Genomic DNA, 21,691 nt, shown 5'->3' with positions numbered 1-21,691 from the left:
AGAATTTTCTAATGAAGATTATTTATCAAATAAAGAGTCGAAAGTTCAGCTAATAATAATTAAGAGACCACTATGACCCGAATTGAAAGCACTTTTGAGACGTTAAAAGCCCAAAATAAAAAAGCCCTGATTCCTTATGTCATGGCAGGCGATCCAACACCTAATAGCTTTGTTGGTTTGTTACATGATTTGGTTAAGCATGGCGCAGATATGATTGAAGTTGGCTTGCCGTTTTCTGATCCAATGGCAGATGGTCCAACGGTCGCATTGGCTGGCGAGCGAGCATTAGCAGCAGGTACCAGTACGCGTGACGCTTTAAAAATGGTCGCAGAATTCCGTCAGCAAGACACACAGACGCCGATTATCCTCATGGGTTATCTCAATCCCGTTGAAATCATTGGTTATGATAACTTTGTCGCCTTATGTGAGCAATCAGGCGTTGATGGCATTTTGATGGTTGATTTGCCGCCAGCCGAAGCGGGTAGCTTTACTCAGCATTTAACTGAGCATGCGATGAATGAGATTTTCTTATTATCACCAACAACCTTACCTGAGCGCCGTGAGCAAGTACTGACTCATTGCGGTGGTTATATTTATTATGTGTCTTTAAAAGGTGTCACTGGCTCAGCAACGCTAGATACCGATGATGTTGCTACCCAAGTACAAGCAATTAAAGCCGAGACTGACTTGCCAGTATGCGTGGGTTTCGGTATTCGTGATGCAGCGTCCGCCAAAGCGATTGGTAAGCATGCCGATGGTATTATTGTTGGTAGTGCGCTGGTGCAGAACTTCGCTGATATAGATGCAAGCGACGCCTCTGCGGTGACGGCTGCTCAGCAAAAAATCATGGCGAAAATGGACGAGCTACGCGGCGCACTCGATAGTTTGACGGTCTAATATTATATCGAAGGTATTGGCATCAAAGTGTGAATGGCTTAGCAACGTCATTGTCTTATTATTCGTAAGAGGGTCGATAGCGGTTTTGTAGTAAGGTTTATCACAACTTTTATAACAATGTTTATAAAGACACCGTCAAATGACTTTGCTAAAGTTAGTTTACGTGTGTAAACTAACATCACATATAAATTGTTACAGTTGCGCGTAAGCGTGCTTTATAGCTGCTCATGTTATGAAGGTATGTGACTTTTAAACTGATTCTTATAAAATGACTCTTAGGGACAAGTAAACGAGCCAACTTGTCGATAAGCCTTTGATAATGGCGAATACTATGACTGATACGATAATAAAACCTGATATGACTACTTCTAACAATGTTAATACTGCTGGGCAATCATGGTTTAATCGTCCGATACCGGGCATTAAGCACCAATTGACTGCGCCTTTGACAGCGGTAGAGACCGAACCGTCAACCAAGTGTAGTAGCTGTCACTCCATGATTACCAATACGGCGCTGATTTTTAATTGTTACGTCTGCCCGCATTGTGATCATCATTTACCGATGAGTGCTCGTGAGCGCTTAAACTGGTTGCTCGATCAAGTAGATGGTGAGCTAGGACAAGAGTTTATTGCCAAAGATCCATTGAGCTTTGTCGATAGTAAGCCGTATCCGCAGCGTATGACGGAAGCACAAGAAAAGACAGGTGAGTCTGAGGCGCTGATTGTGATGTACGGCAAACTGCGCAATCTCAATATCGTAACCTGTGCGTTTGACTTCCGCTTTATGGGTGGCTCTATGGGGTCAGTGGTTGGTGACCGTTTTGTCCAAGCGGCCGAAAAAGCCCTTGAAGATAAAGTACCCTTGGTTTGTTTTGCTGCCTCAGGCGGTGCGCGTATGCAAGAGGGTCTGCTATCATTGATGCAAATGGCACGAACTGCCGCAGCGATTGAACGTTTGAGAATTGCTGGTATACCGTATATTGTGGTATTGACCAATCCTGTCTATGGCGGAGTGACGGCATCGCTTGCTATGCTAGGTGATATCCATTTAGCAGAACCAAAAGCCATGATTGGCTTTGCTGGCAAGCGCGTGATTGAACAAACCGTCCGTGAAACACTAGAAGAGCCATTCCAGCGCGCTGAATTCTTGTTAGAGCACGGCGTGGTTGATGAGGTAGTCCATCGTCATCAGTTGATTGATACCATCTATCGCTTGCTAGCAAAGCTATGCCGCGTACCTAATGTTGATGCTTAATATACTGAGCTACTCAACAAATAGGTGATTGAATTTATCACTGCGTACTATTTAGTAGCATGCTAAATTCTGCCAATTATATAAAGCTAACGAATAGCATTTATCGTCAATGACGGTAAATGCTATTTTTGCTTTTTGGTCAGGTAGTTATATACTGTCCTTATTTTTTAAATGAATATTTTCTAATTGACTATTTTAATATAGGTTCTTTCCATGTCTGACTCTTTAGTTTCTAAGCCTAATACTCCCACTACACATTCTAGTTTGAGCGAATGGCTCGATTATATGCAGCAGATTCATGTCTCGGCGATAGATATGGGATTGTCACGAGTATTGCCGGTTGCTGAGGCGTTAGGCGTGGTACAGTCAGCTAAAGACGATGCTTATGTGTTTACTGTGGCGGGCACCAATGGTAAAGGTTCGACAACCGCTGTCATTGCGCAGATGTGTCAAACGGCAGGTTATAAGACCGCCTTGTATCAATCACCGCATCTGAGTGTATTTAACGAGCGGGTGCGCATCAATGGCGAGATGGTCAGCGATGAGACATTAATTGATGCATTTAGCAAGGTAGAGGCGGCGCGTTTACAGTGTGCTTTAACTTTATCTTTTTTTGAGATGACAACGCTTGCCGCATTATTAATCTTTGCTGAAGCAGATTGCGATGTCTGGGTGTTAGAAGTTGGGCTAGGTGGGCGCTTAGATGTGGTGAATATCATTGATCCTGATATGGCGGTGATTACTAATATCGCTATCGATCATGTCGATTGGCTGGGGGATAATGTCGAAGATATTGGCTGTGAAAAAGCGGGTATTTTACGCGATGGCATTACCTTAGTTTATGGTGCTACTGCGATGCCAGCTAGTGTGCAACAAGCGATTGATACGCATCAGGCAAGCTGTTATCAAGCTGGGCAAGCCTTTGATTATCGTGAAGTGGATACCGACGTTTGGCAATATAGTAATGCTGCCGTCACCATGCAACTACCGCGCCCAGCGCTATCGTTGACTAATACCGCTAATGCTTTATCAGCGGTGCTAGCAAGTCCATTAAATATTGATAAAAGTGCTATCGAACAGGCATTGCAGACGGTCAAGCTGGCTGGTCGTTTTGATTATCGTAAGACCCATAATCGTCATTGGCTATTTGATGTAGCACATAACGAGCAAGGTGTTGAGTTTTTGTTGGCGCAATTATTACCGCTTTGGCAACAGCATCTAGCGAAGCAAAATAGTTCCGAACAAGTAACTAGTAAATTTGCCAGCATTAAAATGCTATTTTCTATGTTAGGCGATAAAGATATCAATAAAGTCGTGCAGCGTTTGACCGAAGCGGGATTGCCCATTAGTGATTGGTATATCGCTGAGATTGATTATCCTCGGGCGGCGAGCACTGAGCAGCTGCAAGGTATATTAGCAAGCTACGTTGATAGTGCGCAAATACATGAATTTAAACGTTTATCAGAAGCGACTTATGCCGTTATAGATGGTAGTCATGCGCAAGACTTAATCGTCGTATGTGGTTCGTTCCATACGATTGGCGAAGCGCTAGCGGCACTTGCGGTTGATAATTTAAATTAAAATCGTGCTTATTTAATGTTAGTCTTAGCAGTAGCATGATGGCAGACAGTAGGAAAAATATGCTTTATAATCAAATTGATTTAGCATCCTGCTATACAATGCTATGAAATAGAAGCTCCGCATGATATTTAAAAATGAATGGACGTAACCGGCGGCAATGGCAACTATTTAACTATCAAGACTGTTTATTAAAGCTATTTAAGCATAGTTTTGAGACGACATTTTTGAAATAACAGTTTTTAAACGACAGTTGCGCCGCTCAATCAACCTTATTACCAACTAAGAGACGTAAACGGATGAACTTTTCGAGACAAGCCTTATTGGGCATTGGGATGATTATAGGCGGTAGCGTGATGCTATACGCCATGGTGCAACAAATTGGTGATAGCAACAAACCTCAACCAGCATCAGCGATGATAGATAAACCAAGCCCCGCGCAAGAGTCTCCGCAGCCATTGACGACTGATATCGAGACTGAAAAGCGCATCTTGGCACAAAAACAAAAAGAGCGCGCCGCTCGGGTTGCTGAACAAGAAAAGCGCGCTCAGCAGTTTTTAAGTGAACAAGAAGCGGCTGAAGCCCAAGCATTGGCAAAAGCCCGTGCCGAAAGTCAGCAATATATGGCCAGTAGCGCACCAGCGGCTAAAGATACTGAAACGCTAGAAGCAGAAAAAAATAATGCTATAACGCCAACGGTAAAGCCTAATACTAATAGCAGTACGACGACTGCCTTAACTGAAAATGATGCAAATGCTCGTCAGCAGCAAAAAGCTGTACAAGCGCAACAAGAAGCTCAGCGCCAAGCCGCTCTTAAAGAACAAGCGGCTGCTAAGAAATTATCAGACAGTAAAAAGGAAACTGAGGCAAAAAGACAAGCTGAAGCTAAAAAACAGGCAGACGCCAAAAAACAAGCGGATGCGCAAGCTACCGCTGAGAAAAAGCGTGAGGCAGCGCAAGTAGCTAAAAATGAAGTCCCAAAATCGCCATCTGATTACCAAGTAAAAAGAGGCGATGGGCTGATTAAACTGGCAAGGCAATACAATATGCCGGTAGAGGTATTGGCACAAGCAAATAATCTTTCGCCATCGACATCTCTACAACTGGGTCAAAATATTACCATTCCATCTCGTCAGCAGGTTGATCGCTTAGCACGTGAGGCGGCAGCGGCTGAAAAAGCGCGTGAAGACAAGCATCAAAAAGAAGAAGCATTAGCCAAGAAGTCGACCGATGCCAAACGTGAAGCACAGCAAAAACTTAGTGAAGCGCGTAAAGAAGTAAAAGAAACCGATGCTAAAGGTAGCTTTGGGGTGCAAGTGGCACTGGCAAATGACCAAGCCAAAGCTGATGAGTTGGCAAAGAAATTCCAAGCTGCGGGTTATCAAGTTAGGACCAGTACTACCAGTCGCGGCGTACGCGTTGTCGTTGGTCCTGAGCGTGGTAAAGTGGCCGCATTGGCATTAAAAGATAAGATTAATAGTGACCCAAAAGTTAATACCACCAGTGCTTGGGTTTTATATTGGCGCTAAAATGAATTTAAGTTGCTGCAATATGATGGCCATTATCGCTAAATAAACAGCACAATTTTAATTAGGCTCATTGATATTTTTATCGTTCTTACTAATTTTATTCAAACACGACATCTATTGTCGTGTTTTTTGTTTTATCGTTTGCCGATTTGGGCAAGCTTGGTTACGATGAGCGCCGCTCTTTCCTGTTTCTTTCTGTTCCTCTCTGTACTGTATAACCTGTCAGCCTACAAAGGCTGCCGTGTTACGGTTGGCTATGTGTCGTCACTTTAATGACATCATCATGACACGTACCTGACAGCTTTCATTATCTATAAGGTAAAACCATGTCATTTGGCGTTATATTTTTAATACTGGCGGTTGGGTTTGTAGGGCTAATTACCCTGCCAAAACTGTTTTCTAACAAACAGGCCGCTGAGCCTGAGCCGCCACCTGTGCGCGGTGATGAGCTGGCTATTTGGCCCTTTGCGCCAATGCCTATCATGACGAACACGGAAGTGATATTTTTTAACAAGTTAAAAAATGCCTTGCCCGAATATCATATCTTTGTCCAAGTTCAGCTGTCACGCATCATCGAAGCCAATAGCAGTGAAACCTCCGAACGTAGCTTTTGGTTCAATCGTATTTGTCGTCAAAGCGTCGACTATGTCATTGTTGATATCGATGCTCAGACTACTTTGCTCGCCATCGAGCTTGATGATTGGACGCATAATAGTAAAGCGCGGCAAAAGGCGGACGATAAAAAGGATAAAGCGCTTGCCAGTGCCGGTATTGCTATCGTGCGCTTTCATGCCGAGCGTATGCCGAGTGCTGATATGCTGAGATATGAGCTGATGCAGGTGATTGAGAGTTATTAGGATTATAGTAAAAACTTAACCTTTATCTTTTGCTTAGTCGGGCTTTCTAGGATAAATAACAATTGGTCTATTACCTTCGAAGTATAGTCCTGTTTTTAAGATACCATTTTCAGACGTTACAAGTGGTAACTGGCGACCATCATAGAAGTCGCGCTTGCTAAACCATTCTATATAGTGAGCGGCGCGCAATGCGGCTATATCAATCGTCGCAATCGTTGCGCTATCGGTCTTATCACACCATTTGTGCATGGGGAAGCTGGATGTTAACCAACGAGGAGAGACGAAGCAAGTGATGCTCATTGGTAAGAAAAACCGCCCTTTTATCACGCCATAGCGCTTATCAATTTTCACCTTTCCATGATTTTTAGTATCCACCCAAACGCTACAAAACTGCTTGGTTTGCATGTGGGTCATTTTGCGCTGTAGATTGTCATTGGAATTGATACCAACCCAATTGATCGGCTCAAAAGGTGGGGAGCCCATAAAAAACTTAATCGCCAATTCCCAATGTTCCATTAGGTGTTCTTTATGATTGTACAAAATCAAATCCAACTCACCAATCGTCTGTTTCCCATTGTATAACTGTACGTTACTAGCAAGCGTCTCATACGGATGCAACTTGCGCGCAAAGCCATCTTGTAACCAAAACGATAACAAGCCTTCAAAGTGAAAACCCAAGCGATTGGGGCTCGGACGTTTTAATAAATAGCGGGTCAGCGCCTGATAAGCATTGGTGCTATCCAGTTCTTCTAAACGCCGCTGATAGGCTTCAAACTGCTGTCTCCAAAAGCTTGCGCTATGTACGAAGATAGCATGGGTATTTTGGTGCGGTGCGAAATCTAACCACTCCGTCAAGAGGTTAGGGCATGCAAGTACGTAGGCCAAATCACGTACGTAAGGTCGCCGGTAAGTTTCCCAAGGTGCATGAGTTGCGAGAGTTTCAGTGCGTAGAGTCTTAAGCTCAGACATAGGTCAAACCAAAGTAAACATACAGTATTTACCCTAGCGTTTCACTGGCTGAAAGTCTATAGGCAATCGTAATATGTTAAGATTGTAATCATCTGGCAGTATGTATTTTGCCGACTATTCAATAACAATGAGGGTTAAAAAATGAAATATCTTTTGCAAATAGACTTTCCTTATAGCGGACCTTTTGGCAGTGCATTTTTTGACGCCATGAAAGAGCTGGCCGAAGATATCGCCACCGAAAACGGTCTGGTCTATAAGCTATGGACAGAAAACGAAGAGACGCAAGAAGCGGGCGGAATTTATGTGTTTGATAATCTAGAGGATGCCAACAGATATTTAGAAAAGCATACCCAAAGACTGACTTCATTTGGATTTACAGATATTAAATCGAAGACCTTTATTATAAATGAAGCGCTAAGTGCGATTACTAAGGCGTCTTTGTAATATTTAATTAATAGCCATTGAACATAAAGAAAGCCAATCATTGATATCAATGATTGGCTTTTTCTTGTATGTTTAAATTTAAAATAGGATATTAACGGTATAAAAATTGAGTTGGATATCAGGTGTATTTGATAATAAAGGTATCAGAATAGTCAGTAATTTTAATATAGCAAACGACCATTGGGGTGGTTTGTTAAATAGCTTTTGGGTGGGTGATTTTTTGCTGGTTGAGGCTTCAGTTTTTTCTAAGTGTGTCATGTGTCTAGCTCCATAATTGCCGTAACTTGATTGATGCGGCTTATGATTGCTATTTTATGAGGTAGAGCGGTTCGATAGTTCTATATAGAGAATGGCGGAGTTCTATAGAACTTCATCAGCATTTTTCAACCACTTGGCGATGAAGTCTTTGCCTAAAGTTAAACCCAAACCCTCTGCTTTAGCTATTATTTCTTTGTTGATATTACCGTGAGGGTTCTCTAAGTCTTGTTTATCATAACTTGCAAGTTTAAGTAAAGTAACTACCAATGTTGCCATAGAATTAATAGTTTTATGATGTGTTGGTTCGTCACCATCTGATTTATCTGCCAATTCAACTTTGGCTTGTGCTAGTTGGTTCTGAAGGTCTGCTATCTTTTGTCTTAGCTTCTCGATAACTTCAGTTTTGGCTTCGGTTTGGTTGAAAAGTTTGGTTAGGTCTAATCTTGGATAAAGTAAATCGTGAAAAATAACTGAAAAATTCTCTTTTATTTTACGATAATAAAGAATGTTATTTTCACAAATTTCTTGCTTTCCCTTTACGTGATAAGGCTCAATAGTACAGTTGATAACATCAACATAGTTTGAACAGTTGTTTTCAATCAGCTTGTCAAAATTCTTATCACTAACGAAATAATAACCTCTAGAACTTATATCATAAGTGATACCTGTTAAGACTCTTTCATGGTTAATTAAACTATCTGATTTACTTGTTATTACTTTTTGTTCTAACCAATCTACATTACCTCTATAATAAAATACTGGGTGCAATTTATCATTTAGCACAAGTTGAATGATAGTTTCAATGAGTCTATCTTGGTCTATTGAACATTCTAAATTAAAGTTATAGTTACATTTATCTGTTAAGTATTCGGCAACATCATGCAATGTTAAAAATTCATTAATATCATATAAAGCCACTTTTCACCTCATACCCCAAACCTAAAAAAGGTGCAAGGCGCTGGCATCGTTTGAGGTGGTAAAAATGCCGTTCGGGTAATTAGCCCTAGCCTTACAGGATTTTTTTTTATTATTTGCTTAATGAACCATCATACAATCACCAGCCAAATTTAGCACAAAAAAAAGCCAACCATTTAAAACAATGATTGGCTTTTCTCTTTAACTACTATGTTTGGTCGGAACGGCAGGAAGTAAATTATTGGCTGTGGCCTTTGTTATTAAAGGGTTTTATTTTTATAAAATATAAATATACCGCAAAATATACCGCATTATGCAAAAGTCACTCTGGAATTAGCGGCCATCAGTATATAAAAATAACTAAGATCTGTTAACCGGTATAAATAACTAAGATTGCTTATTGTTACTTTTATTTACAAGTTTTCTTATATTTATCGGTTCCTTTGAAATATTTCTTAGTGCTTAGCAATAGATAAACGGATAAATTCGCATGTATTTTGAGTGTGCCATTCACTATTTAAGACGGTCACTAAAAAAAGTAGTAATTTCCCATTTTCTGCTTCCTAAGAAATCTTTTTATTCCAACGCTAGCTACCTATTTCATTGACTTAGAGGTGGTTTTTTATTTTGAAATAAAGGTCTAAAGTAGCGATTTTTTATTCCTATTATTCCTATTTTCATCCATTATGCTTCCAAAACTACCGCTTATTATTAATAAGAACTCTTTTATTTAAATAAGAATGCTTTTATTAAATAAGACTCTTAATTCCGCTTTCATGCTAGCGTTTATATCCTCTACTATCATACAATGATTTCTATAAACCGTCATAAGTCGATATACGCCATCGCAGTACGTGTGAGCCATTCTTTATGGCTGCCATATCATTCCAAGTATCTATCCCTGCTCAACAAACAATAAGACAATCACATGACCAAAAACTTCTCTCAAACAGCGGCTTTCATCTGGTCTGTTGCTGATCTATTACGTGGTGACTTTAAGCAATCCCAATACGGTCGCATCATTCTGCCATTCACGCTATTGCGCCGCCTAGAGTGTGTATTAGAAGAAACCAAAGCAAACGTCGTCGCTGAGAGTCAGCGTATCGCTGGCATGGGTCTGCCTGAGGAAGCGCAAGAGAAGTTCATCATTCGCGCCAGCAAGCGACCATTCTACAATATCTCGCCCATGGATCTAAGCAAGATGGGTCAAAGCGATATTAAGGATAACCTCAATACTTACGTGCAATCTTTCTCTAAAGACGCGCGTGAGATATTTGAGCATTTCAAATTTGAAGAGTTTGTCGGTCAGCTAGCGGATGCCAATTTACTGTATAAAGTGGTGCAGATGTTCGCCAATACCGATCTGAGCCCTGAGACTATCTCTAACCATGAAATGGGCTTTGTCTTTGAAGAATTAATACGCCGCTTTGCTGAAAGTTCTAACGAAACCGCAGGTGAGCATTTTACCCCGCGCGATATCGTGCGCCTGACTACCTCACTGGTATTTATGGAAGATGATGATGCACTCACTAAAGACGGCATTATTCGCACCATATATGACCCGACAGCGGGTACGGGAGGCTTCCTATCTTCTGGTATGGAATACGTGCTAGAGCTGAATCCTGACGCGGTGATGCGTACCTATGGTCAAGAGCTAAACCCTGAGTCTTATGCTATCTGTAAAGCCGATATGCTGATCAAAGGGCAAGAGGTTAATAACATTAAGCTAGGTAATACCTTATCCAATGATCAGCTGGTCGCTGAGAAGTTTGACTACATGCTATCTAACCCGCCGTTCGGCGTAGATTGGAAAAAGATATCAGGTGAGATCAATGATGAGCATACGCAAAAAGGCTTTGACGGCCGCTTTGGGGCTGGCTTGCCGCGCGTGTCTGACGGCTCACTATTATTCCTTATGCACTTGCTGAGCAAGATGCGTCCGATTACTGGTGATGATAAAGCGACAGATAGCAGCAGCACTCAAAACAACAATCAAGGCAGCCGTATTGGTATCATCTTAAACGGTTCACCATTATTCACGGGCGGCGCTGGTAGCGGTGAGAGTGAGATTCGCCGTTATATCTTAGAAGCGGATTTATTAGAGGCCATCATCGCCTTGCCAAATGATATGTTTTATAACACGGGCATTGCGACCTACATCTGGATATTAAGCAATAAGAAAGCCGCTGAGCGCAAAGGTCACGTGCAATTGATTGACGGTAGTAACCTATACAGCAAAATGCGTAAATCTCTTGGCTCTAAGCGTAACGAGATGAGTGATGACGACATCAAGACCATTACCCGCAGCTTTGGGGACTTTGAAGTGGTTGACGCGCGCGTACTCGATAAACCAGAAGAGGTGAAGTCTAACCGTGGCCGTCAGTCTGCCAATCCTAAAGCTGAGCCTGCTAAGACCTTTGCCAGTAAAATATTTGCCACCCATGAGTTTGGCTATCGCCGTATCACCATTGAGCGGCCGCTGCGTCTATCGGCGCAGTTATCTGATAGTGCTATCGAGAGCCTACGCTATGCGCCTAAGCCGTTCGATATGGTCATGCCAGCGCTCTATGAGAAGTTTGGCAGTGATTGGACAACTGATGATGATAGTAATAATTACGGTGACTTATCAGCAGTCACACTAGAAGCACGCGCAATGATAAAAGCGGACTTTAGCGAGTTGAAAGAAAGCCAAGTTAAAGACGTGCTGGCTGCCAAATTATGGCAGTCGCAGCTTGTATTAATGAATAAAGCTAAGGCATTACAAACGGCTATCGGCGCGCGCCAATTTGATGATTTCAATGAGTTTGAAAAAGTATTCAAGCAAGCGTTAAAAGACGCTGATGTGAGTCTTGATGCGAAAGAGAAAAAACAGCTGATGGATGCCATCACGTGGAAAAATCCTGAAGCAGAACCAGTCATTAAAAAAACGCTCAAGGTTGCCAATCCGCTCTATGGTGCGTTTAGCTATACCGATCCTGCCAGCAAGACCAAAATAGTCGAGTTCCAAACGGACAGTGATTTGCGTGATTATGAAAACGTGCCGCTGAATCCTGAGGTGACGACCACTGAATTGATTGAAAGCTACTTCGCCCGTGAAGTACAGCCGCATGTGCCTGATGCGTGGATCAATGCGGATAAGATAGATGCCATTGATGAAGAGATCGGCATTGTCGGATTTGAGATACCGTTTAACCGTCACTTCTATGTGTATGAGCCACCGCGTGCGCTACAAGAGATTGATGCGGATTTGGATGCGGTAAGTGCTGAGATTATGCAGTTATTGGGTGAGGTGCATTCATAATGGCGAAGTATCAGCAATATGATGAGTATAAGGATTCTGGGGTTGAGTGGTTGGGGGAGATTCCTAAGGATTGGGAAATGTGGAAGATAGCACATGCTTATTTGGAAATAGGTTCTGGTACTACGCCGCCTTCCAGTAACGAAGAGTGGTATGTTGGCGATATTCCGTGGGTAACTACAGGAGAGTTAAGAGAAAAACTGATCTTAGATACTAAAAAGAAAGTCTCTAAAAAAACCATCAAAGCATTTCCAACTTTAAGAGTATATCCAGTTGGCTCAATCGCTATTGCAATGTATGGTGCAACTATTGGTAGGCTAGGGATATTAGGAGTTGAAGCAACAACGAATCAAGCTTGTTGTGTCATGTCGCAATCAAGTGTGATATTTAATAAGTTTTTATACTATTGGATGCAAGCTTTTAAAGATGACATAGTGCGTTTATCTTCTGGTGGTGGGCAACCTAATATTAATCAAGAAACTGTAGCTTCTTTAAAGGTTTCCACGCCTAAATACAAAGAGCAAGTTCATATCGCCAACTTCCTCGACCACGAAACCGCCCAAATCGATACCCTAATCGAAAAGCAGCAAACCCTTATCCAACTGTTAAAAGAGAAGCGCCAAGCCGTTATCAGTCATGCGGTGACTAAAGGTTTAAATCCTGATGCGCCGATGAAAGATTCTGGGGTGGAATGGTTGGGTGATGTGCCTGAGTATTGGGAGCTACCGAAGTTGATTCATCAAACATCGAGAATTGGTGATGGCTTGCATTCAACCCCTCAGTATCAGGATAATACGGGATATTATTTTGTTAATGGAAATAATTTAGTCAATGGGCAGATAGTAGTTGGGAAAACATCTAAAGAAGTACCTGAAGATGAGTATAAAAAACACTATATTTATCTAGATAAATCTAGTGTATTGCTTTCCATTAACGGCACTATTGGCAACGTTGCTCGCTACAATAATGAGATGGTAATTCTAGGCAAAAGTGCCGCATATATGAACTGTTCTGATAATTTACTACCTGAATACTTAATGCTGTATTTACAAAGCAGCCAAGCACTTCGTTATTTTGATTTAGAAGTCACAGGGACTACTATTTTTAATTTGTCGCTAAATTCTATTCGTCAGATGAAGGTATGTGTACCACCTAAGCAAGAACAGTTCGAAATTGATAAGTTCTGTAAATTACAAAAGAAGAAATACAACACATTAATAGAAAAAGCCAGTGCTGCTATCAGATTAATGCAAGAACGCCGCACCGCTTTAATTTCCGCTGCCGTCACGGGTAAGATTGATGTTCGTGGCTGGCAAGCGCCTGAGTAGCTGTAAATAGAGATTAAGCGCATATTGCGTTTGATAAACAAGAAAATCAATAAAAGGAGTTATATCATGAAAGCAGTTACCGTAGCAGCTCTATTGGCATCAATGGCCGTGACCACCATCGCCCAAGCACAGACCTATAAATGGCAAGATGATTTTTGCAGTATGCAGGGTGACTTTGATAGTAAAAAATATACCGCTAAGCAAATCAAGAATTCACATTTAGTATTAGAAAGCTTAACCAGATCAAATCTAGAAAGCTTTTTTCCACCGATGGATATTGATGCACTAGACAAGTTATCGATGAAAGACTTAGACAAGCTTACTGAAGAATATATAAAAGTTAAGAATAATATTGAACGACTTGATGTGGTGCCTGACGCAAAAGGTTATAAGCAAGAGTTGGTCAAGTCTATTGACGGCGAATATAAACAAAATAAATTGACGATTTTGGGATATCTGAATCCCAGTGAGGCACTCAAGCAAAGCCCGCAAATGTGTAAAACTTATATTGAGCCGTTATTAAAGAATGAAAAGGCTGTGCAAAATAGATGGAAGCAGTTTGTTGAAGAGCAAATTCAAGAACAAGCAGATATCACAGACGATGGTGGTAAGTATTACCGCAGTTTGGCTACCAAGCGCTATCAGGAAGAAAAAGCCAGCAACCCTACTAAGTACGCCAAGATAAACTTGGTTACTTTTGGTTTTGGTAATTGCGTCAATGAGCAGGTCTATCATGCCGACTCTGAAGTGGTATTTAAAAATCAGCAAAAACTGAATAAAGCGTTATTTGGTAAAAGCTTTAAAGAGGTGTGCGATGAGCCGTAAAACTTGGATTACGTTTTTTAGTCAAACTAAATAAATTATTGAACTCATGCAAGAACACCGCACCGCTTTAATGTCGGCTGCCGTCAAGGGTAAGATTGATGTGAGCGGTTGGGTTGCGCCTGAACATAAAAAAAGAATAAATCTATGAAACTATTTGTCCCAATACGAAGCTTTACCTCTAAAGCAAAACTCTTAAACTTAATCTCTGCAAGCCTAATATTCATAAGCGCAGTATTTGGACTTTCGCAATTAGCGCAGGCAAGTGAGTCGGCTGCCAGTCAGGCACCAATCGATGACGGCTCTATCGCCGCTCAATATGAGATAGGCGCGATGTATGCCGCAGGTGAAAAAGTGCCTCAAGATTATGCCAAAGCTGCTGAATGGTTTCATAAAGCTGCCGACCAAGGGGATGCAACAGCACAATGGAATCTAGGTATTTTCTATAATTCAGGTCTAGGAGTAGCCCAAGATAGTTTTAAAGCGTTCCGATGGTTTGAGCAGGCTGCTAACCAAGGCGATCTGATGTCACAATATTACTTGGGGACTATGCACGAATATGGTCGAGGTACCAAGCAGGACTATGATAAGGCTCACAAGTGGTATAAAAAAGCTGCAGTCCAATCAAAAGCGACTATTCAAAATAACTTTGACTATTATTATGACAACGAGACTGCAGTCGACCAAGCCAATATTGAAGCGCTCGAATTATTACAAAAGTCAGTCGATCAAAACAATCCAACTAGCCAAAACAATCTAGGTGTGAGGTACTTAAAAGGTAATGGCGTAGCGCAGGACTACAAAAAAGCGTTTGAGCTGATCCAAAAATCAGCGGTTCAAAATAACAGGTATGCCAAGCGTAACATGGGGATGCTTTATATGGGCGGTGATGGTGTTGATCAAGATCGCGAACAAGCCATGAAATGGTTTCACAAAGCATGCGGGAGTGACGATCCTATGAGCTGTGATCTTTATGAAGCTTTGTTTTTGATGGATTATGAAGTTATAGCTTCTTTAGTCATGTCACAAGAGAGTTGAAATATATGATGTGCGCTACTTAAGCTGCTAACGATTTTATAAGGAAGTCGCTATCACTATACAAAACCCATATCCAATTTCAGAATTTATAGCGCTTTCGATCTAATTTTTTTACGCAAAATAATAAAACCAAACGGACTTAACATGACCAACGCTCACGACTTCACCTACGAAACTGTCTTTCAAGCCGATATTGTCACTCAGATGCAAGCGCACGGCTGGCAGCTCGGTCATGCTAGCGGCTATACGGCAGAGACCGCACTATACGAGAAAGACGTGCTGGACTTTGTGCAGACCACCCAGCCGCAGGAGTGGGAGAAGTTTTGTCGCACCTTTCCTATCGACTCTGAGCGTCACTTTATCGCCGCCTTGGTCAAGCAGCTTAATAAGGCAGACGCGCACGCCACCGATAGAGCCTCGCGCACTTATGGCACGCTAGGCGTCTTACGTCACGGTCTAAAGATTCGTAACGCGCGGTTTAGTTTGTGCCAGTTTAAGCCTGAACATAGCCTAAACCCTGAGACCATGGCGCGCTATGAGGCCAATATCTGCCGTGTTGTCCCTGAAGTGGTATATAGCCCGCATGCCAGCGTAAAGGATAGCACTGACGGAAAGGTCGCTAAGCGCAACCGTATCGATATCGTGCTATTCGTCAATGGCTTGCCTGTGACGACGATGGAGCTAAAATCCGAGTTTAAACAAGCGGTACAAAATGCCATCACTCAGTACAAGAAGACCCGCCTGCCTAAAGACCCTGATACTAAAAAGCCTGAGCCGCTACTGACGTTTAAGCGCGGCGCATTGGTGCATTTTGCCGTCAGTCAATATGAAGTCTATATGACCACAAGGCTGGCAGGTGACAGTACTTACTTTTTACCGTTTAATAAAGGCACTAAAGACGGCGGCGCGGGTAATGATATTCCTAGCGATAGCAGCCGCTATGCCACTGATTATCTATGGAATGAAGTACTTACCCCAGACAATCTATTGGCGATTCTTGGTCACTTTATGCATCTGCAAATTGAGGAAGAAGAAGACGCTATTGGGCGCAAATCTAAAAAGGAAACCATGATGTTCCCGCGCTATCATCAGTGGGATGTGGTGACTAAATTGGTCAATGCGGCCATTGATGAGGGCGCGGGTCAAAAGTATTTGATTCAGCATAGTGCAGGTTCAGGTAAATCTAACTCTATCGCATGGACAGCGCATCAGCTATCGACCTTATACAGCAGCGACGGTGATAAACAGTTTCACTCTGTCATTGTCATTACTGATCGCACCGTGCTTGATGACCAGTTGCAGGACACCATCTACCAGTTTGAACATGCCGATGGCGTGGTCGGTAAGATCAATAGAAAAGAGGGTGACGGCTCGAAGTCTGAGCAGCTTGCGGCCGCGTTGGTAAAATCGCAGCCGATTATCATTGTCACCATTCAAACTTTCCCATTTGTACTCAAAGCGATTGAAGATTCAAGCGTCCTAAAGTCGCGCCGTTATGCCATCATTGCCGATGAAGCGCACTCATCACAGACAGGCTCTACCGCACGCCAGCTTAAAGAAGTGCTAATCTCAGGTGATATAGAGAGTAATGCAGATGATGATGCGCCGCTATCTAGTGAAGATAGCCTTGATTTCATAATGGATGCCACGCTTGCCGCACGCCGTAGCAGTCCTAACCTAAGCTATTACGCCTTTACTGCCACGCCTAAGCCAAAAACTATTGAGCTGTTTGGGCGCTTGCCTAACCCTGACTTGCCAGCTGCTAGCGATAACTTGCCCGCCGCTTATCATGTGTATTCCATGCGCCAAGCCATTGAAGAAGGCTTCATCCTAGATGTGCTAAAAAACTACACCAACTATAAGGTTGTCTATCAGCTTAAGCAGAAGCTTGCTGCCGAAGATGATGAGGTCGATGCTCGCCGCGCCAAGATTAAGCTCAATAACTGGGTGCGCCTCCATGAGCACAATATCGCACAGAAAGTTAAGATCATCATTGAGCACTTTAACGACAACATTAAAGGCTTACTCGGCGGGCAAGCCAAAGCCATGGTCGTGACAGGGTCGCGTAAAGAAGCGGTACGTTATAAAATCGCCTTTGATAACTATATTGCAGATAGTGGCTATCGTGGCATCAATGCCATGGTCGCCTTCTCAGGGGAAGTTACCTTCAATGATAACGACCCTGACAGCGGCGCACTCATCGGTGAGAAGTTCACTGAGCACAATATGAATATTGGCCTAAAAGGCCGTGACCTACGTAAAGCTTTTGACAGCGATGACTATCAAGTGATGCTGGTGGCTAACAAGTTCCAGACAGGCTTTGACCAGCCGAAACTCTGCGCTATGTACGTCGATAAGAAGCTGACGGGTGTGGACTGCGTGCAGACCCTTTCACGGCTTAACCGTACCTATAAGGGCAAAGCGGAGAGTGGCACCTTTGTGCTCGATTTCTTTAATGACCCACAAGATATTTTAGAAGCCTTCCAGCCGTATTATGAGACCGCCACCTTAGCAGATGTGTCCGATCCCGATCAGGTGTATGACCTGTATGAGAAACTACGTGCCAGCGGCATCTTCTTATGGAATGAGGTCGAGCAGTTTGTTGAAGCCTTCTATAGCAAGAATAAGTCTAACGCGGCCATTAGTAATATCTGCAAGCCAGCGGTCGAGCGTTGGCAGAAGCGTTATAAGCTGGCGCGCGAACAAGCACAGCACGCCAAAGTGATGCTAGAGCGTACCAAAGCGACTGGTGATGTGGTGCTGATGACCAATGCCGAAAATGATTACAAAGGCTTTAAGGCCGATCAAGATGCGCTGGAGATCTTTAAAAAGGATTTAGGGACATTCACCCGCCAGTATGAGTTTATGTCGCAAATCGTCGATTATGACGATAAAGAGCTGGAAAAGCTGAGCCTATATGCGCGTAACCTACAGCCGCTACTGCGCGAAAGTGTGGACAACGAAGATGACGTTGATCTAAGTAATATTGTCATGAGTCATTACCGCGTCTCAAAGCTGTATCAACAAGATCTAAAGCTACAAGAGGGTAGTGGCGAGCTAGAAGCTGGCGGCGGTGGTGGTACAGGAAAGCCAAAGGATCAGAAAGAAGAGCTGCTGTCGAAAGTCATTAATAGATTGAACGAGGTGTTTGCGGGCGAGGACTTTACTGATAAAGACAAAGTTAATTTTATGAACACTATTTGGGATAAGGTCACGGAAAACGAAATTGTGGTCAAGCAATTCAGTAATAACAGTACCGATCAGATTATGCTTGGTGGTTATCCTGATGCCGCCGAAGACGCTATGTTTGAAGCGAAGGATGCGTTTGAAGATATGACTATGCACTTACTGTCTAATCCCAATCAGTTTAAGAAGTTTATTAGATTGATGCTTGATACGAAGTTGGGTGCTTAAAGGTTAGGTTTTTCACTTATGACATATGTTAATTAAGTTAAATCTGAGGTTTTATGAGGTTTTGACAAGTTTTTATTCTATATAGATGTTGGGTTTTAACCTTAAATTTTCTAAACCAATTACAACAAAAAAAGGCACTACTTCTACATAATGCCCTAATTTGAATAGAATATTTAAAATAGTCTAACTATCAATAACAGTAGCCTTTAGAAAGCTCCCACTGTTTACCGTCTTGGTCATAACCTTCGTTACCAAAGTAGCTAAGGTATCGATTATCAAGTTTAATGACCGTTGTACCATTATTACTCCAAAACATGACCGCATATTTTGAAAAGCTATCATAACAAGAATAGCAACTAGTCTTACTTTTAAGCTCACTGCCATCGATCAAAGTGGCACTTACTTTATAAGACTTTGACCATTCACCAAAAGCTTGCCTATATTTGGCACATACTTCTTCTACCTCAGCGGCATTTGCTAAAGGGATAAAACCTATAATAGCAAGAGTAATTAAAGGAGTTGTTAAGTATTTCATAAATATTCCATAAAATAAAAAATATAAATTATTTTTAATCTTCTGATTTTTAAACAATATCTTATAAATATTTATTTAAACGCTCATCCACCATTATACCATTATAATACAAATAGGAAATAATACAGATAAAAAGGACGCTATTTTTTTCAATAACGCCCAGATATTGCACTGACATAACTGACAGAACCTATTTAAGCTCAGTCAATCTTGTATTGATAGAATAACGCTCAGTCGGTCTACCTCCTTGTCCAGTACTGGACACAACTTTCCAGCTTAACCAGTTATGTTCGACTAATATTTCAAGCGCGTTCAATACGTCATCAGCATCATTTAGACCTTTCCACCCTTTGCGAATTAGCTGCCTTGCTGTAAATCCATGTTCAAACCAGTCGGTTGTGTCAGTTTTGTCAGCTCCCTTTCTGGCCATTTTCATTATTTTTTCTGATAAATAAGACGCTTTTATATTGGCGCTATCGGTGACAGTGCTATATATCCTCATCATGTGACTCTCTAATACTTCGCACCATGCTAGCGCCGCTCTGAGCGCATTGATATTGACTGCACCTAAAGAAGTACCATGTTCGAGACAATCGACTAAGTGAAAGACTAGGGCTAATGACGGCACTGTTTTAGTATATTTAATTAGATGCTCAGCTATGATGCTATGCTCAGCTTCACTAGCTCTAATTTTAATCGCATCATACCAATTCATAAATACTTCATAAGCTTCATCAGTAAAGCGGTAATAAGGTCGTTTGTGATATTCATCAATTGGGTTTGCCCCATAGCGCATGAAGTCACCTAACTGCATACTGTCAATCGTTTCAAACAAATTATAGATCGCATCACGACTTTGTTTGTCAGGTGGCAAGTCGCGCTCTTTACTGTTAGGTAGTGGGTCAGGATAGACCATTAATTGAAAACGCTGAATGAGGCCGTCATTGCCTAAACCTTTCATAGTCTTAGATAGATAATACTCAAGCTTATCAGGCTGAATGCCACCAATGACTGATAGACAGTGAGTACTTATAGGTATATGACCTCTGCCTATTCTATCAACTTTAAAATTACCTAACCCATTAAATCCCTCAAGAAAGAATGATTTGTTTTGACTATTAGCATCACCATCTAACGAAGCAAGCCATGCTGTTAGCTCGTCTCTTATAACTAACATTCCATTTTTATGTTTATTTTCAAGCTCTCCTATACTTTCAATCGTTCCATCATTTGTAGAGTAGCGTTTCATCTCAGGTATTAGCTCATCATTCTGTTTTGCCTCTGCCAACTCTTGCGCTTTGGCTTTGAGATCATCTTGACTGATCTCAGCATTGTCATCAGTTTGGGTCATAAGCTTTTTAGCAAGGTCACTGAGTTGTTTCTCAGTTACCTTTGCCATGTGCTTATTAAGCTCTTTTTGAGTGTCATGCTCAAGCTTTTCGTCAAGGTGGTTCTTTTCAGCAAGCGTTTCTAAGTAGCTAATAGGTTTTAATCCCTCAGTTAAAGATGGTGTTTTTTTACTTGATGGATTGCCTACGATTGCGCCATAAAAGTTAGGGACAACTTCCCAGTTATCATACATCTTTGGATAGATACTCAGCTTAGTCCCTATCACGCTACCAAACGATACTATTAACGGTATAGCTACGTATTCAATAGGTACGCTTAAGCGCTCAGCACTGTTTGAAGCATAATCCCATAGTAGTTTTGGCATCATAGCGCTTGTCAGCGTCTTAACTGGTGGTAGCGTTTGACTGATAGGTTTGGGCTTTGGTTTGCCTAATGCTTGCAAGTTTATGATCTCAGCATCAGCGATTAGATCATCATAATCAGCGTCAAAATCAAGCGCGTCATAAATAAGCGTATGCTCACAAACGATAGCTTCAACATTCACGCCTTTAAGCGGTGTTATTACTTTGGCTTTGTTTTGTGAGGTGGTCACGATGGTCACTTGCTGCACCTCTGCGAAGTGCTTTACCGTCCGATTAAATAGACTAGGTACAAGGCAAGTGAGTACCGTCACATCAATGCCTAGCTTGCAATAAGCGTTATAACACCTTACAGCCTCAGCTAAGTCAGCTATGATTATCCACTTACTATCTTCACTCATTGAGCCAATGACAAAAGCGCTTGGTATATCAGTATCAGATATAAAAATGTGTCCGTTATCCTCAAGCGGTATGCTGGCAAGTGTGACAGTCTCCGCTTGATTATTAACTGTTAGCAGTCCTATAGTACCAGCGGTATGGATCTGCTTTTCACCTGCCAGCCCACCTGTAAATATGGTAATATCTCTATCTAGATAAATGACTGAGTTTAATACACCATTGCTTAGTAAACTTTCTAATGTGTTATGACCTGCGACATCTGCAAATGTGGCGAGTCTAAAGTCTGCAATATATTGAGACAAGCCTGTGCTAATAGCATGGGCTTTTTCATGGTTGTTGTTTTGTCTGAGGCTAATTTTCATAGAACCTCCTGTTGCCACTCTAAGGAATTAGAAGTATTTGATGTATTTTCATCTATTATTTGAACGAGAGCTGGCGGCGGTTGA

Annotated in this window: 15 protein-coding genes; 11 read left to right on the top strand and 4 right to left on the bottom strand. The window is 41.9% G+C overall.

Annotation, left to right across the window (positions count from 1 at the left end; translation table 11 throughout):
• Positions 1-72: 72 nt before the first annotated feature.
• The 5 genes from trpA (at position 73) to JMX13_RS06290 (ending at position 6,116) form a co-directional block, all read left to right on the top strand.
• A complete protein-coding gene (trpA, locus tag JMX13_RS06310) occupies positions 73-897 on the top strand; it encodes a tryptophan synthase subunit alpha (RefSeq protein ID WP_201611100.1) in 825 nt (274 codons plus the stop codon).
• A gap of 358 nt (positions 898-1,255) precedes the next feature.
• The gene (gene accD / locus JMX13_RS06305; protein ID WP_413786304.1) at positions 1,256-2,152 is read left to right on the top strand and encodes an acetyl-CoA carboxylase, carboxyltransferase subunit beta; all 897 of its coding nucleotides are present in this window, start codon (positions 1,256-1,258) and stop codon (positions 2,150-2,152) included.
• 213 nt (positions 2,153-2,365) lie between these two features.
• Positions 2,366-3,733 carry a bifunctional folylpolyglutamate synthase/dihydrofolate synthase gene (locus JMX13_RS06300; RefSeq protein WP_201611096.1) on the top strand — a complete coding sequence of 456 codons (1,368 nt, stop codon included), beginning with the start codon at positions 2,366-2,368 and terminating at the stop codon, positions 3,731-3,733.
• A 296-nt stretch (positions 3,734-4,029) separates the two neighbouring features.
• Positions 4,030-5,259 carry an SPOR and LysM peptidoglycan-binding domain-containing protein gene (locus JMX13_RS06295; RefSeq protein WP_201611094.1) on the top strand — a complete coding sequence of 410 codons (1,230 nt, stop codon included), beginning with the start codon at positions 4,030-4,032 and terminating at the stop codon, positions 5,257-5,259.
• Positions 5,260-5,585: 326 nt separating this feature from the next.
• Entirely contained in the window at positions 5,586-6,116 is a 531-nt protein-coding gene (locus JMX13_RS06290; RefSeq protein ID WP_201611085.1) for a DUF2726 domain-containing protein, read from the top strand.
• A 33-nt stretch (positions 6,117-6,149) separates the two neighbouring features.
• Here JMX13_RS06290 and JMX13_RS06285 read toward each other — a convergent pair whose 3' ends face one another.
• Positions 6,150-7,085 (bottom strand): DUF1853 family protein, encoded by a 936-nt coding sequence (locus JMX13_RS06285; RefSeq protein ID WP_201611083.1) that lies wholly within the window; start codon positions 7,083-7,085, stop codon positions 6,150-6,152.
• 141 nt (positions 7,086-7,226) lie between these two features.
• On the opposite strand from JMX13_RS06285, the gene JMX13_RS06280 reads away from it, so the two are divergent.
• Complete coding sequence (locus JMX13_RS06280; protein ID WP_201611081.1) at positions 7,227-7,529, top strand: monooxygenase; 303 nt, start codon at positions 7,227-7,229, stop codon at positions 7,527-7,529.
• 360 nt (positions 7,530-7,889) lie between these two features.
• Here the strand turns inward: JMX13_RS06280 and JMX13_RS06275 are convergent, their stop codons facing one another.
• The gene (locus JMX13_RS06275) at positions 7,890-8,705 is read right to left on the bottom strand and encodes a hypothetical protein (protein ID WP_201611079.1); all 816 of its coding nucleotides are present in this window, start codon (positions 8,703-8,705) and stop codon (positions 7,890-7,892) included.
• 925 nt (positions 8,706-9,630) lie between these two features.
• On the opposite strand from JMX13_RS06275, the gene JMX13_RS06270 reads away from it, so the two are divergent.
• The 5 genes from JMX13_RS06270 to JMX13_RS06250 all read left to right on the top strand — a co-directional run bounded on the left by JMX13_RS06270 (position 9,631) and on the right by JMX13_RS06250 (position 18,602).
• Positions 9,631-12,003, top strand: coding sequence for a type I restriction-modification system subunit M (locus tag JMX13_RS06270; protein WP_201611076.1), 2,373 nt, complete (start codon positions 9,631-9,633; stop codon positions 12,001-12,003).
• Positions 12,003-13,328: a restriction endonuclease subunit S gene (locus JMX13_RS06265; protein WP_201611074.1), complete on the top strand. Its 1,326-nt coding sequence runs from the start codon at positions 12,003-12,005 to the stop codon at positions 13,326-13,328. Before JMX13_RS06270 ends, JMX13_RS06265 begins: the two co-directional genes overlap by 1 nt.
• A gap of 66 nt (positions 13,329-13,394) precedes the next feature.
• Positions 13,395-14,153, top strand: a complete 759-nt coding sequence (locus JMX13_RS06260) for a hypothetical protein (RefSeq protein WP_201611069.1) — start codon at positions 13,395-13,397, stop codon at positions 14,151-14,153.
• Positions 14,154-14,297: 144 nt separating this feature from the next.
• Positions 14,298-15,188 (top strand): tetratricopeptide repeat protein, encoded by an 891-nt coding sequence (locus JMX13_RS06255; protein WP_201611068.1) that lies wholly within the window; start codon positions 14,298-14,300, stop codon positions 15,186-15,188.
• A gap of 144 nt (positions 15,189-15,332) precedes the next feature.
• Complete coding sequence (locus JMX13_RS06250) at positions 15,333-18,602, top strand: type I restriction endonuclease subunit R (RefSeq protein ID WP_201611067.1); 3,270 nt, start codon at positions 15,333-15,335, stop codon at positions 18,600-18,602.
• Positions 18,603-18,792: 190 nt separating this feature from the next.
• On the opposite strand, the gene JMX13_RS06245 is transcribed toward JMX13_RS06250, so the two are convergent.
• Complete coding sequence (locus JMX13_RS06245; RefSeq protein WP_201611060.1) at positions 18,793-19,137, bottom strand: hypothetical protein; 345 nt, start codon at positions 19,135-19,137, stop codon at positions 18,793-18,795.
• Between the two features lie 190 nt (positions 19,138-19,327).
• A complete protein-coding gene (locus JMX13_RS06240; protein WP_201611058.1) occupies positions 19,328-21,607 on the bottom strand; it encodes a YfjI family protein in 2,280 nt (759 codons plus the stop codon).
• Positions 21,608-21,691: the final 84 nt, after the last annotated feature.

Origin of the sequence: Psychrobacter immobilis (assembly GCF_904846285.1) — a bacterium.
Lineage (GTDB): Bacteria > Pseudomonadota > Gammaproteobacteria > Pseudomonadales > Moraxellaceae > Psychrobacter > Psychrobacter immobilis_D.
Note: the sequence above shows the minus strand (reverse complement) of the source record. Positions and strands in the feature narration are given on the sequence as shown.

Excerpts from the sequence above, each read along its gene's own strand:
- trpA (WP_201611100.1), top strand. The coding sequence starts at position 73 with ATGACCCGAATTGAAAGCACTTTTGAGACGTTAAAAGCCCAAAATAAA.
- accD (WP_413786304.1), top strand. The coding sequence starts at position 1,256 with ATGACTACTTCTAACAATGTTAATACTGCTGGGCAATCATGGTTTAAT.
- JMX13_RS06300 (WP_201611096.1), top strand. The coding sequence starts at position 2,366 with ATGTCTGACTCTTTAGTTTCTAAGCCTAATACTCCCACTACACATTCT.
- JMX13_RS06295 (WP_201611094.1), top strand. The coding sequence starts at position 4,030 with ATGAACTTTTCGAGACAAGCCTTATTGGGCATTGGGATGATTATAGGC.
- JMX13_RS06290 (WP_201611085.1), top strand. The coding sequence starts at position 5,586 with ATGTCATTTGGCGTTATATTTTTAATACTGGCGGTTGGGTTTGTAGGG.
- JMX13_RS06285 (WP_201611083.1), bottom strand. The coding sequence starts at position 7,085 with ATGTCTGAGCTTAAGACTCTACGCACTGAAACTCTCGCAACTCATGCA.
- JMX13_RS06280 (WP_201611081.1), top strand. The coding sequence starts at position 7,227 with ATGAAATATCTTTTGCAAATAGACTTTCCTTATAGCGGACCTTTTGGC.
- JMX13_RS06270 (WP_201611076.1), top strand. The coding sequence starts at position 9,631 with ATGACCAAAAACTTCTCTCAAACAGCGGCTTTCATCTGGTCTGTTGCT.
- JMX13_RS06265 (WP_201611074.1), top strand. The coding sequence starts at position 12,003 with ATGGCGAAGTATCAGCAATATGATGAGTATAAGGATTCTGGGGTTGAG.
- JMX13_RS06260 (WP_201611069.1), top strand. The coding sequence starts at position 13,395 with ATGAAAGCAGTTACCGTAGCAGCTCTATTGGCATCAATGGCCGTGACC.
- JMX13_RS06255 (WP_201611068.1), top strand. The coding sequence starts at position 14,298 with ATGAAACTATTTGTCCCAATACGAAGCTTTACCTCTAAAGCAAAACTC.
- JMX13_RS06250 (WP_201611067.1), top strand. The coding sequence starts at position 15,333 with ATGACCAACGCTCACGACTTCACCTACGAAACTGTCTTTCAAGCCGAT.
- JMX13_RS06245 (WP_201611060.1), bottom strand. The coding sequence starts at position 19,137 with ATGAAATACTTAACAACTCCTTTAATTACTCTTGCTATTATAGGTTTT.
- JMX13_RS06240 (WP_201611058.1), bottom strand. The coding sequence starts at position 21,607 with ATGAAAATTAGCCTCAGACAAAACAACAACCATGAAAAAGCCCATGCT.